The organism is Pseudomonas sp. TMB3-21 (genome assembly GCF_054898145.1).
The window spans coordinates 4,872,133-4,886,399 of sequence record NZ_CM142718.1 but is presented as its reverse complement, the minus strand read 5'-3'; the positions used below and the strand labels follow the sequence as shown (position 1 = coordinate 4,886,399).

Annotated in this window: 7 protein-coding genes; 6 read left to right on the top strand and 1 reads right to left on the bottom strand. The window is 57.6% G+C overall.

The annotated features are described in order from the left end of the window. The first annotated feature begins 275 nt into the window (after positions 1-275). The 5 genes from mqo (at position 276) to ACYZTS_RS22130 (ending at position 8,685) form a co-directional block, all read left to right on the top strand. A complete protein-coding gene (mqo, locus tag ACYZTS_RS22150) occupies positions 276-1,922 on the top strand; it encodes a malate dehydrogenase (quinone) (RefSeq protein ID WP_461992072.1) in 1,647 nt (548 codons plus the stop codon). A 222-nt stretch (positions 1,923-2,144) separates the two neighbouring features. Then, positions 2,145-2,633, top strand: coding sequence for a hypothetical protein (locus ACYZTS_RS22145; RefSeq protein WP_028622612.1), 489 nt, complete (start codon positions 2,145-2,147; stop codon positions 2,631-2,633). A 372-nt stretch (positions 2,634-3,005) separates the two neighbouring features. Next, on the top strand, positions 3,006-7,760 hold the full coding sequence (locus ACYZTS_RS22140; RefSeq protein ID WP_461992069.1) for an RHS repeat-associated core domain-containing protein: 4,755 nt from the start codon (positions 3,006-3,008) through the stop codon (positions 7,758-7,760). Positions 7,761-7,769: 9 nt separating this feature from the next. Further along, entirely contained in the window at positions 7,770-8,183 is a 414-nt protein-coding gene (locus tag ACYZTS_RS22135; RefSeq protein ID WP_461992067.1) for a hypothetical protein, read from the top strand. Positions 8,184-8,454: 271 nt separating this feature from the next. After that, positions 8,455-8,685, top strand: coding sequence for a hypothetical protein (locus ACYZTS_RS22130; protein ID WP_461992066.1), 231 nt, complete (start codon positions 8,455-8,457; stop codon positions 8,683-8,685). A 261-nt stretch (positions 8,686-8,946) separates the two neighbouring features. Here the strand turns inward: ACYZTS_RS22130 and katG are convergent, their stop codons facing one another. Further along, positions 8,947-11,211, bottom strand: a complete 2,265-nt coding sequence (gene katG, locus ACYZTS_RS22125) for a catalase/peroxidase HPI (protein WP_461992064.1) — start codon at positions 11,209-11,211, stop codon at positions 8,947-8,949. Positions 11,212-11,694: 483 nt separating this feature from the next. Between katG and ACYZTS_RS22120 the strand changes: the two genes are divergently transcribed. Next, a complete protein-coding gene (locus tag ACYZTS_RS22120; RefSeq protein ID WP_461992062.1) occupies positions 11,695-14,175 on the top strand; it encodes a TonB-dependent siderophore receptor in 2,481 nt (826 codons plus the stop codon). Positions 14,176-14,267 lie beyond the last annotated feature (92 nt).

The window sequence follows — 14,267 nt, the reverse complement described above, 5'->3', positions numbered from 1 at the left end:
TGATATTCTTCGCAACAACTTGGTTTGACCTATTCAGTTTGCGTGTCTTCAAGACGCGCCAACAGAATCACTGTCGCTCAAGTAGCTGAGGCCAAAAACGATAAAAAGTCAGTTCAGCAGGGACATATAAACTGAGGTCGATTAACACGTCGGCCTTGTGTGCCCACCCTCCGATTCTTGTACGCTGCCCCACGACATCCTGCCTGAATGTCGTTGAACAGGGGCCTCGTCATGAGAGCGGCAGGGCGGATGGCGTTTTATCATAGGTGCTACAGATGTTTAAAAAAATGAACACGGCCCTGCTGGGGCTGGCTTTGTCGATGGGGATCACTTCCGTTCAGGCGGAAGAGGCAAAGAAAGTTGATGTCCTGCTGATCGGCGGCGGCATCATGAGCGCCACACTGGGTGTCTGGCTGAATGAGCTGGAACCCGGCACTTCAATGGAAATGATCGAGCGTCTTGACGGCGTCGCCCAGGAAAGCTCCAACGGCTGGAACAACGCCGGTACCGGGCACTCCGCTTTGGCTGAGTTGAACTACACCCCGGAAGACGACAAGGGCAACGTACAGATCCCGAAAGCCGTTGAAATCAACGAAGCGTTTCAGATCTCCCGTCAGTTCTGGGCCTGGCAGGTTCAACAGGGCGTGCTGAAAAAACCGCGTTCGTTCATCAACTCCACACCGCACATGAGCTTCGTGTGGGGCGATGACAACATCAAGTTCCTGAAAAAACGCTACGAAGCCCTGCAAGCGAGCCCGCTGTTCGCCGGCATGCAGTACTCCGAAGACCCGGTTGTGATCAAGAAGTGGGTTCCGTTGATGATGGAAGGGCGTGACCCGAACCAGAAAATCGCAGCCACCTGGTCGCCGATCGGCACCGACGTCAACTTCGGTGAAATCACTCGCCAGTTCGTCGCGCACCTGCAAACCACCCCTAAGTTCGACTTGAAACTGTCCAGCGAAGTGCAGGACATCACCAAGAACGACGACGGCACCTGGCGCGTCAGTTACAAAAACCTGAAAGACGGCAGCAAGTCCGAAACCGACGCCAAGTTCGTCTTCATCGGCGCAGGCGGCGGTGCATTGCATCTGCTGCAGAAGTCCGGCATTCCTGAAGCCAAGGAATATGCAGGCTTCCCGGTTGGCGGCTCATTCCTGGTGACCGAAAACCCGACTATCGCCCAGCAACACCTGGCCAAGGCTTACGGTAAAGCTTCGGTCGGCGCACCACCGATGTCGGTTCCACACCTGGACACCCGTGTTCTGGACGGTAAGCGCGTCATTCTGTTTGGCCCGTTCGCGACCTTCAGCACCAAGTTCCTGAAGGAAGGCTCGTACCTCGACCTGCTGACCACCACCACCACGCATAACGTGTGGCCAATGACCCGCGTCGGCATCAAGGAATACCCGCTGGTCGAGTACCTTGCTGGCCAACTGATGCTGTCCGACGAAGACCGCCTCAACGCGTTGAAAGAGTACTTCCCGAACGCCAAAGCTGAAGACTGGCGTCTGTGGCAGGCCGGCCAGCGTGTGCAGATCATTAAACGTGATGAAGCAGCCGGTGGCGTGTTGAAGCTGGGCACTGAAATCGTTGCTTCGGCTGACGGTTCGATTGCCGGTCTGCTGGGCGCTTCGCCAGGTGCTTCGACCGCTGCGCCGATCATGCTGACCGTGCTGCAGAAAGTCTTCAAGGACAAGGTTGCATCGCCTGCCTGGCAGGAAAAGCTGCATCAGATCGTGCCGAGCTACGGCACTCAACTGAACGGCAATCCTGAAAAAGTGGCGCAAGAGTGGGCCTACACCGCCAAGGTGCTGGAACTGACTCCGCCACCGGCCATCGGTCAGGCGGTGGCTCCGGCCGCTGCACCGGCTGAAGCGCCGCAGGCTCCGAAAGCCAATGCTGCGAGTGATATGGCTCTGTAACTCGAAGCCATTTGAAGGCCCGCTGAACCGGTGACGGTCAGCGGGCTTTTTTGTGGGCTGGCGTTTTCGATTGCAGGATTCCGATGATCTGGTGTGGATGTTGGTATAGCACTTTTATTGTTGGAGCCTGTTATTTGTGACAGTAGGCGGCCATATGAAACGGTCATAGAATTCGTCTGGTAGCACGCATGAAGCGGAAATATCATTCTGGAGCAAGTTGACATGACTACTGGAAAAGAAATAAAAGTTGACTCCGTTGCAGGACATTTCAAAGCAACTATAAATAGACTCGAATTTAACGGAGACGAAAATAGGCTGCTCTCATACCCTATAAACTACTCACAAAATAAATTTGCGTGGTCTATTCAAGCGGAGCAGCTTTCAAAAGCTGAACGCACAGTTGTTATTATCAATTTCCCTACGAAATTGGAACCTGTGAGTGAAGCACAATTTGAGTTTTCTGATAAACTTGACAGCGAAACCACCGCGGCTGCCTATGTTGTTGTATACGATGCACAGCACCTGGCAAAAAAATTCACTTCAAAATCAGGATCGCTCTCCGTAACGTATTCTCAGGGCACTGCTGAGAATAACCGTGGATCTTTTAATTTTGAGGCAAAACTCCACGACAAGATTGTGAAAGTCAGCGGAGATTTCGACCTCACTGGACGGACCTCCGCGAACGCCGGTTTCGCCAAGCGTTCAGGGTGAAAGTTCAAACCCGGCAATGCGCAGTCACGTAGGTCCATACCGCCAGGGTGGTGGAACTGACTCCGCCACCGGCCATCGGTCAGGCAGTGGCTCCGGCCGCTGCACCGACTGAAGCGCCGCAGGCTCCGAAAGCCAATGCTGCGAGTGATATGGCTCTGTAAACCAGAGACGTCACTGAAACCCACTGAACCGGAAACGGTCGGTGGGTTTTTTTATCCCCGCAATTTAAGGATTCGCCCTACAACCATCTGAAATTTTCCTGACTTTTTATCTATTCGATCTCCCGCAAAGTCCCGTCCGCTATTTTCTGCGCGAGGGATTGCTCATGCCGGTTACCGTTTCTCTGTTCTCTTCATACCCATCGGTGCGGTGATGGAGCACATCGCCCGTATCGAAGAGGAACTCGGTCAATTCAACGACACGTTGAGTGTGTATCGCCAGCAACTGCAAAGTGCTGTGAGCCGCAGTGCCGACAAGGTCAGCCGCTTTATGGACATGCCTTCGTTGATGGGCATGGAGCGGAGAATAACGCTCGGCAATACGACCACGTCGGTTAGCACGGGTGATGACGACTTTATCTCCACTGTTGCGCAGTGTCCCGACAGCGGGATCCTGCAGATCGAGAGCAAGTTCGAATCGGTTTATGACATTCCCCTGGGCAATATCCAGGTCGATGTCATTGCCGAGGATGGCGGCGAGAAGAAGGTCGTTACGCTGAATGAACACGGCAAGGGCGAGTTCAGAGGAGTGCCCGGGAAGTTCTACCGGGTCCATGTCCAGAGCGAAGTAACCCCCGAGCAGGTTGATGAGCTTTTCACTTCCTACGACGGCCTGACCCAAAAGTTGAACGGCTGGCTGCGCACCGAGTGGGACGCGTTCAAACCGCGCTGGTCGCAATCGACTTCAGCCGCCGTGGGCAACGGACTACTGGCGGGAAGTTGGGCGGCGATTACCGGTGTCTGGGACAGCCTCAGTTTGCTCTCGGACATTCTTCAGGATCCCCGCAAGCATGCCGAGCGGCTGGGCGAGGGCGCTAATCAGCTGGCCGAATTGGCGCAACAATTTCCGGCAACGATGGAAAAAGTCCAGCTGCTGGCCAGTGATGAAGCGGCGTTATGTCTGCTGTTGCGCACTGCCAGTCTCTGGCTGGACATGCTGCCGCCCGGCGAGATCGCCGGTAAAACGGCGGAAGCGGTTTCAATGGTTGTGGTGCAGTTGCTGATCGATATCTTGGTCGGGATTGTGCTGACTTTCGCCGGTGCAGCGGCAGGTATCGCTTTTTTGAGCCGACGACTTGCCCATTATGGCGCGCGCATTCTCAGCGCTGTATTGGGGTTCGTTAAAGCAATCTTCACGATCATCAATAACTTCATGACGTATGTCGATCGTTACAAGGCGGTCGCCGCGCGGGGAGTTGCCGCGGGGATTAAAAAGGGCCGCATGCAACTGCGCTGGAATGCGAAGCGCAACACCACGATCAAGCAGGACGAACACTTCGACAACGCGCCGGATCAGGCGAAAAACCCTAACGGCGACAGTGCCGAGTCCGCTGATAAAACCGCGACCAACAAGTGTCCGGTATCGATGGTTACCGGCGAGGAATTGCTGACGCTGGTTGATGGAAGTTTATCTGGGGTTTTGCCGTTCGATTTCACCCGGCTCTATCGCACCAGCGCCGTCGAGATCGATTGCGGGTTGGGGTTTGGCTGGAGCCATTCGTTATCACATCGGCTGCAGATCGCTGGCGATTCGGTCATCTGGATCGACCATGAAAACCGCCGTACGACGTTTCCGTTGCCCAGCGCTGAGCGGCCGACGATTCATAACAGTTTGTCGCGAGCGGCGATTTATCTCGGCGATTCAAGCGACGAGCTGATCCTCGCGCAGGCCGGCGACGTTCCGCGGTTTTATCACTTTCACAACGGTCGATTGACTGCGATCAGCGATGCGTACGGCAACCGCTTGCGTGTTTCGCGCGACCGTCAGGACCGCATTCAGCGGGTGGAAAACGGCGCGGGCCGGGCGCTGTTGTTGCGTTATGACCGCAGCCATTTGATCGCGGTCGACTATCAGGTGTTCGTGCCGGCGGTCAGTCTGGATGAAGCCTGGCAGACCGAGCAGACGCTGGTTTCCTACCGCTACGACGCCTGTCATCGGCTGATCCAAGCGAGCAATGCGCTCGGCGAGAGCGAGCGTTACGACTACGACGATCAGCACGTCATCCTGCAGCGGCAACTGGCCGGTGGGGCAAGTTTCTTCTGGGAGTGGGAAAAGTCCGGCAAGGCGGCGCGATGTGTCCGGCATTGGGCGTCGTTTGCGCAGATGGAAGCGCGTTATGTCTGGGATGACGCTGGCAGTGTGGTTGTGCAGAACACCGACGGCAGCGAGGAGGTTTATCAGCACGATGATCGGGCGCGGCTGGTGCGCCGGGTCGGGCTGGATGGCGGTGAACAACTCAAGGCGTATGACGATCAGGGTCAGCTCATCGCCGAGCAGGATGCGCTCGGCGCCATCACGGAATACCGCTACGACGACGTCGGGCGCCTCGAAGCGCTGATTCCGCCGGACGAGGAGCCGACGTCCTACGAGTACCGCAACGGTTTCCTGCACGCACGCTATCGCGGCAAAGCGGTGTGGACATATGAGCGCAATGCTCAGGGCGATGTCACCGAAACGACCGACCCGGACGGTCAGGTCACCCGCTATTACTACAACGACAAAGGGCAACTGCACACCATCCGTTACCCGGACACCAGCGGGCATCTGTTGGTGTGGAACGATCTGGGGCAACTGGTCGAAGAAACCTTGCCGGATGGCGGTGTGCGGCGGTTTTCTTACGATCTTCTAGGGCGCCAGACTACCCTCCAGGACGACCATGGCGCGGTTACCCGGTATCAATGGGACGCCGTTGGCCGACTGCTGCAGACGACCTTGCCTACAGGCGCCAGTCGCGCTTACGGCTACAACGCCTACGGCCAGATCACCGGCGAGCGCGACGAACTCGGGCGCTTTACCCGCTATGAATATGCCGATGATCTGCACCTGGTCAGCCGGCGCATCAATCCTGATGGCACCCAGCTTAAGTATCGCTACGACAACGCGCAGCTGCTGCTGACGGAGATTGAAAACGAATCCGGGGAAAAATATCAGCTGGACTACACACCTGGCGGATTGATCCGACAGGAAATCGGTTTTGATGGGCGGCGCACTGCGTATGCGTACGACCTTAATGGGCAGTTGCTGGAAAAAACCGAGTTTGGTGATGACGGTTCGGTTTTGGTCACCGCGTATGAGAGAGACGCGGCCGGGCGTCTGCTGGTTAAAACCTTGCCCGATGGGATCAAGGTTACCTATCGCTACGATTCACTTGGGCGACTCACCGGCGTCGATGACGGCCACGACCACCCGCTGGAATTTGAGTACGACCTTCAGGACCGGTTGATCACCGAACATCAAGGTTGGGGCACGCTGCGCTATGGCTACGACGCCTGCGGCCAGCTCAAGCGGATGCGCCTGCCGGATGGCAGCAAACTGGATTATCAGCGTGCGAATGGTGGTGCGCTCACGGGCATTGATCTCAACGGCGCGCGCCTGAGTTCACACACGTTCGTCGCCGGTCGAGAAAAGAATCGCCAGCAAGGCTTGCTGCTCAGCGAATACGCCTACGACGATCAGGGCCGTTTGCAGGCTCACGCTGTCAGCCAAAACCAGCGATCGCTGTATCGCCGGGATTATGCCTACAGCGACAACGGCAATCTCGAGCACATTGCCGACACCCGCCACGGCCAGCGCAACTACCAATACGACCCGCTCAATCGCCTGATCCGCGTCCGTCACAGCCGCGATCAACAGCCCGAAAGCTTCGCCCACGACCCCGCTGGCAACCTGCTGATGCAGGACCGCCCCGGCCCGACCACCGTCAAAGGCAATCGGCTACTGATGCAGGGCGACCGTCATTACGACTACGACGCCTTCGGCAACCTCATCCGCGAACGCCGCGGCACCGCGCAAAAACTGGTCACCGAATACCGCTACGACAGCCAGCACCGCCTGATCGGCGTCACCACTCCCGATGGTCGCAGCGCAAGTTACCGCTACGACGCCTTCGGCCGGCGCATCAGCAAAACCGTCGACGGGCACACCACGCAGTTCTTCTGGCAAGGCGACAATCTTGTCGCAGAAAGCGGGCGCGAGCATTACCGCAGCTACGTTTACGAACCCGGCAGCTTTCGCCCGCTGGCGATGCTCGACGGCAAAGGCCCGAAGAAGGCCTGCCCTTTTTACTACCAACTCGACCACCTCGGCACGCCGCAGGAACTCACGGATTACAGCGGCGAAATCGTCTGGTCAGCGCAGTACAACGCTTACGGCAAGTTAACCGATCTCGTACACGGCGGCGGCGAGCAGCTCCACCAGCCGCTGCGGTTTCAAGGCCAATACTTCGACACAGAGAGCGGCCTCCACTACAACCGGCATCGGTACTATGATCCGAATGTCGGCCGCTACCTGACGCCGGACCCGGTGAATTTAGCGGGCGGGTTGAATCAGTACCGGTATGCGCCGAATCCGACGGGTTGGGTAGATCCACTGGGGTTGAACGGGAACTGCCCGCCGCCGAATAAACCTGGATGTGGGGCGCCGGATGATACGACTGGCGCCAAGGTTGATGAAGGTGAGCCACCACTTCCGAAGCCAAGCGCTGAAGAGCTGGGTAAAAGCGAGATTCACAGGCTTAACGACAGTCAGGGTATGCACATGGTTGGCAAGCATGGCCCGGAGGTGCCAGATCAAGCGTTCAAGCAGCGGGGAATTGACGGTACGGACCCAATCACTGGTAAGCGCCCGTGGAAAAAGAAAGGCAACCCCAGCTCAAGATTTATTAATTACACAATGATGCACAAGGCTTACTTGCTTGCAACAACTAGGGAGGAGCAAGGGCTACCACGTTTTACAGGAAAAGACGGTAACGAGAATGATATCGTCAGAATGAGGCTTCCCGGAGCGGGAGAGGGTTACTTTCCTAATCCGAAGTCGCCTGAGAATCCTAAGTATATGAGGCTGGATGGTTTCGAAATGAAATTCGATCCCGAAACCGGTATTCCGTTTACCTTGTTTCCCATTAAATAGGGGAGAGCTATGCTCATTGATTGTGGAAGCGGCCTGCCGTACATACCTACACCTTCGTATTTTTTAGGTTGCTTTGATATCTATGATCGTGAGGAGACTTTGGGTCAAGAGTTGGAGAGTTTTGATCCCAATGATCCCGCAGATAGGCAGACATTGATCCTTAAGTACTGTCTACCGAGAAAGCGATCATATCGACAGAGATTTCTACTTTTTAAATGTCTTGAGGATGCTTTAAAGGATCCCTGCTACGATTTCGACGCGCTGCTAAAATACGACCCTGAAGCGTATTCCTCATTCCCTCAAGGCTGGGACGAGATGGACAACGTCAGAGCTTTCTTCGAAGATATTCTGCGCCTGGCTACGGTTGAATGGAAAGACGACCTACAGAAAGCCGCTCTGGAGGATCAAGCTACTTGGAGCTGATATCTAAAGAACCTATAGGTTTGTGAGCGCTTCTCGCTATGGCGCGCAAGCATCCAGATTATGCTTCAAGTATACGGTTCAGTGGTGATTTCGCTACGCCCGGCTCGCGAACATTTGCTCTCAACCACAAAAACTCCCGAGCCCTACAAAACCAAAAGCCAAACCCACCAACCGGCGGTCACCCCACCTGAATTTTCCCACCCCCCACAACTCAACCGCCTGAGGAGCACTTGCTCTTTGATGGCGGTGTATTCCGCTGGGGGACATTTCAATGATTTCAATCGAAGACTTCAGGAGCAAATCTCACGAGTTGCTGATCGAGATGGATGCCGCGACGATGGGGATGATGGTGTTGGTCTCATCCCGTTGTGTGTCGGGGCCGGCGTGGGAGGAGGCGACGTTGCGGCATCACAATGCCTGCGAAGGTTGGAACGAATTTCTCAATGCTCCTGACCCTGCATCGACACCTGCGCCAAAAATCAGTCCGACCGGTCAGGACTGAATGGATATAACGCGATAACACCATCTGATCCGTACTTTTCCCTCTCACCTGCATCTGTAATGCGCGCGGCCAGCGGCCCACACTGGCATCTCTTTCAGAGCAGGAGGCAGCGATGGCCAAGATGTCGATTTTCCTCGGTGGATTTCTGGTGCTGACTATCTTGATCGGTGCGCTCGCTACCATCTCTCCCGTCTAGTCCTTCCAGCAAGTCCAAAGTACAACGCCTCCACACGGGAGGCGTTGCAGTTTCAACGACAGCGGTTATTGCAGGTCGAACCGATCCAGGTTCATTACTTTGGTCCACGCAGCGACAAAGTCTTTGACGAATTTATCCTGCGAATCCGCGCTGGCATACACTTCGGCCAATGCGCGCAACTGCGCATTCGAGCCAAACACCAGATCGACTCGCGTCGCCGTCCACTTCGCTTCACCGGTCTTGCGATCCCTCCCTTCAAATTCGGTGTTGTCTGGCGAAGTCGGTTTCCATTCGACGCTCATGTCCAGCAGGTTCTTGAAGAAGTCATTGGTCAACGCTTCCGACTGCGCCGTGAACCCACCGTGACGAGTTCCGCCGACGTTGGTATTCAACGCGCGCATGCCGCCAATCAGCGCCGTCATTTCTGGCGCCGTGAGGTTCAGCAGTTGCGCCTTGTCGATCAACAAGTGTTCGGCCGGAATGCTGTAGTGCGATTTGGTGTAGTTGCGAAAGCCGTCGGCGATCGGTTCGAGAAACCCGAAGGACTCAACATCGGTTTGCTCTTGCGAAGCGTCCATCCTGCCTGGGGTGAACGCCACCGTTACGCTGTGACCGGCATTTTTCGCGGCTTGCTCGACGCCGGCGCTACCGGCCAGCACGATCAGGTCAGCCATCGAAATTTTCTTCCCTCCACCTTGTGCGCCGTTGAATTCGCTCTGAATTCGCTCGAGGGTATCGAGGACTTTAGCCAGCTGCTCGGGTTGATTGGATTGCCAGAATTTCTGCGGTGCAAGGCGCAACCGACCGCCGTTGGCGCCGCCGCGTTTGTCCGAACCGCGGAACGTGGAGGCTGCCGCCCAGGCTGTGGACACCAGTTGCGAGACCGACAGGCCGGATTGCAGCAGTTGGCTCTTGAGCGCGGCCACATCGCTGTCGTTGACCAAGGCGTGGTCGACGTCGGGAATCGGGTCTTGCCAGAGCAGTTCTTCGCTTGGCATTTCCGGGCCGAGGTAGCGCGAGAGGGGGCCCATGTCGCGGTGCAGCAGTTTGTACCAGGCGCGCGCGAAGGCATCGTCCAGCTCCTGCGGATTCTCCAGATAACGCCGCGCAATCGGTTCGTAGATCGGGTCGAAGCGCAATGCCAGGTCGGAGGTCAGCATCGTCGGGTTATGGCGCTTGTTTGGGTCGTGGGCATCCGGAATCGTGCCGGCCCCGGCACCGTCTTTGGCGATCCACTGATTGGCACCGGCCGGGCTCAGGTTAGGTTCCCACTCGAAACCGAAGAGGTTTTCCAGATAATTGTTGCTCCACTGGGTTGGCGTGGTGGTCCAGGTGACTTCCAGGCCGCTGGTGATGGTGTCCGGGCCTTTGCCGGTGCCGAAGCTGTTTTTCCAGCCCAGGCCCTGCTGTTCCAGGCCGGCGGCTTCGGGTTCGGCGCCGACGTTATCCGCAGGGCCGGCACCGTGGGTTTTGCCGAAGGCGTGACCGCCGGCGATCAGCGCGACGGTTTCTGCGTCATTCATCGCCATACGGCCGAACGTTTCGCGAATATCTTTCGCCGAGGCGAGCGGGTCGGGGTTGCCTTCCGGGCCTTCCGGGTTGACGTAGATCAAGCCCATTTGCACGGCCGCGAGCGGGTTTTCCAGGTTGCGACCCTTGTCGGTGCGGCTCTCCTCATTTTCGCCAGGCTCTGCTACCAGTGGGCCTTCGCCGGGTTCCTGCATCGGCTCATTGGTTTTGCCATAACGGGTGTCGCCGCCCAGCCACTTGTTTTCCGAGCCCCAGTAAACCGATTCGTCCGGTTCCCAGACGTCCGGACGACCACCGGAGAAACCGAAGGTCTTGAAGCCCATCGACTCCAGCGCGACGTTACCGGTGAGGACGATCAGGTCAGCCCAGGAAATTTTAGGGCCGTATTTTTGCTTGATCGGCCACAGCAAGCGGCGGGCCTTGTCGAGGCTGACGTTGTCCGGCCAGCTGTTGAGCGGGGCAAAACGCTGCTGTCCGTAACCGGCGCCACCACGACCATCGCCGGTGCGATAGGTGCCGGCGCTGTGCCAGGCCATCCGCACAAACAGGGGGCCGTAATGGCCGAAGTCCGCCGGCCACCACTCTTGCGAATCGGTCATGAGTGCGCGCAGGTCTTGTTTGAGCGCTTCAAAATCGAGGGTCTTGAACGCTTCGGCATAGTTGAAATTTTCGTCCATGGGGTCTGACAGGGACGAGTGTTGATGCAGGATCTTCAGATTCAGTTGGTCAGGCCACCAGTCGCGGTTCGTCGTGCCACCGCCAGCGGCGTGGTTGAACGGGCATTTCGATTCGTTTGCCATGTGCGAGCTACCTTTTTGGTCGTATTCATTCGACTACACGGCCCGATATGGGCGTTTGAATAGCAACAAGCGAAGTCGATGCTCAAGCTGTGGCCCGGCAATTCGAACAACTGATCGGCTGAACACGCAACCTGTTCACAAACGCAATCGAGTTGCTCCACGGGCGGCCTTGGTCCGGCTTCGGACTCATTCCTGTCTCCTTATCAGCACTACACCGGCCAGCTTATGATGCCAGCGCCGGGGTAAGGTTAGACCCGACTGCGGGAGTCAGCTAATAGGTGCAGTGTTGCGCAGTGATAGGGAGAAACTTTCGCTCGCCGCCATCGCGGGCAGGCTCTGCGCCCATGGGTTTTCCAGCACTCTCGGTTACCTCATGCAGCAAGGCACTCGCAAAAAAACTAATGAGAATCGCTACGATTCGTTGTCTGTTTCGCCGACATGCGCGTCATGGTTAGTAATGTCTTCCATTTCGCAGGATCTCCCATGTCACGCTTTGCTCGTCCGTTGCATCCACTGGCGCTGTCGGTGGCGATGGCTTTCGTTGCAATGCCACTGTCTGCCGCTGAGTCGCCAACCGTGGACGCACCCGCCAGCGCGGTGCGCAGTTTCTCGATTCTGGCGGGGGATCTGAGTCGGGCGCTCAACAGCCTGGCCGAACAATCGGGGCTGGCATTAGCCTTTGATCCCGCGCTGACCCGTGGCAAAACCAGCGCAGGATTGAACGGTCAATTCGCCACACCTGACGCTCTCGCGCAACTGCTGCAGGGCAGTGGCCTCAGCGCCATCGCGCTGTCGTCCACGCGCTATCGCATCGAGCCGATGGCCGAGGCCACCGAAGGCACTCTGGAGTTGCAAGCTACCAACATCAACGGCGGCTACCAGAGCGAAAGTCCGACCGGCCCGGTTGACGGTTACGTCGCTACGCGCTCGTTGTCTGCGACCAAAACCGACACGCCGCTCAATGAAACGCCGCAGTCGATATCCGTGGTCACCAAGGACCAGATGCGCGCCCAGGGCGCGGAAAGCCTCAACCAAATTCTGCGTTACACCGCCGCTGTGGTCCCGGAAACCCGTGGCTCAACGGCATCGCGCCTGGACCAGATGACCATCCGAGGCTTTTCCCCGGCGGTGTACCTCGACGGCCTGCGCATGCCCGGCAGCCGCGATGCCTCGCCACAAAAAGACGCCTTCGACCTTGAGCGCGTCGACATTCTTCGCGGCCCTTCGTCGGTCCTTTACGGCCAGGCCAGCCCGAGCGGTGTGGTCAACATGGTCAGCAAGCGGCCGCTGGACACGCCGTTCCATGAGATCGGCGTCGAGTACGGTACCTTCGACAAGAAGCGCACGACGTTCGACCTTAGCGGACCGATCGACGATCAAGGCATCTACTCCTACGGCCTCGCCGGCCTGTATGACGAAGCCGACGGCCAGCTTGAACACACCGAAACCCAGCGCCAGTCGATCTCTTCCGCGTTCACCTGGCGGCCGAATGCCGACACTTCGCTGACCTTGCTCGGGCATTTCCAGAAGGACCCAAAAGCTGCTTCGTACGGTTCGACGCCCGCGTGGGGTTCGGTGCTGGACAGCCCGCTTGGGCGTGATATCGATGTCGATTTCTACGACGGCGAAAAAGATTTCGAGAAGAGTGACCGCGAGTATTTCTCCCTCGGTTATCTGTTCGAGCATCACCTCAACGACGTCTGGACCTTGCGCCAAAACGCTCGCTATCTGCGCAGCGAAGGCGATTACCGCAGCCTCTACAACAGCAACCTGATGGCGGATTACCGCACCTCGAGACGCTCGACCATCGCCGCCGACGTTAACCTCGAGTCTTACACGCTGGATAACCAGGCGCAGGCCAAATTCGACACCGGTCCGTTGCAGCACACGTTGCTGTTCGGCGGTGATTATCAGAACACCAGCACCGACACCAAATCCGGTTTCGCCGGTGGCCCGAATCTGGACATCTTCGAGCCGGTCTACGGCCTGCCGGTCGCAACGCCGGCCTTTCAGAGCGATGGCACGCAACGCAATCAGCAAAAAGGCCTGTACCTGCAGGACCAGATCAAGTGGGACAAGTGGGTGTTGCTGATGGGCGGCCGCTACGACTGGGCCGACAATAACAACAGCACGGTCGATCTGCGCACCAACCTCAAGAGAAAAACCTCGCTGGACAGCGAAGCGTTCACCGGGCGCGTCGGTCTGGTGTACCTGTTCGATAACGGCATATCGCCCTACGTCAGTTACTCGGAATCGTTCGAGCCGCAATCGGGCACCGGTTTTGGCGGCTCGGTGTTCAAGCCTACCGAAGGCAAACAGTACGAGGTCGGCATCAAGTATCAGCCGCCGGGCAGCAACAGCTTTATCACCGCGTCGATCTTTGACCTGCGTCAGAGCAACGTGCCGACGCTTGATCCGGATCCGACTCATATCTGCGGCGCGGGGCGTTGCCAGGAGCAGTCCGGTGAAGTGCAGTCCCGTGGTTTCGAGCTGGAAGGCAAGGCCAGCCTCAACGACAACCTCGACATCACCGCCGCTTACGCCTATCTGGACAACCGCATCACTAAATCCAACAGCACCGTCAGCTACGCGCCGCTGAGCGACATCGCTTCCGCCGAGGGCACGACCACTTATGGCGTGCCGCGGCACACAGCCTCGGCATGGGCTGACTACACGTTCCACGACGGCGTCGCCAAAGGCTTCGGCGTCGGAGCCGGGGCGCGCTACATAGGCTCGTCCTGGGGCGATACCGCCAACACCTTGAAAGTGCCGGGCTACACGCTGTTCGACGCCTCGGTGCATTACGACATCCCGGGCATCAATAGCCTCAAGGACAACCTTCGCCTGGCGGTCAACGCGAGCAACCTCGCCAACAAGGAATACGTGGCGTCCTGCTTTTCGTATTCGTGGTGCTGGTACGGCGCGCAGCGCACGGTTCAGGCGAGCGCGACTTATCAGTGGTAATGCGCGGACGCACCGCCGGCCAGAGCCTTTGATGCGCTAGCGCGATGCGCTTGTCCCTGTCGCCATTGATCGCTGCGACTGCCACAATAGTG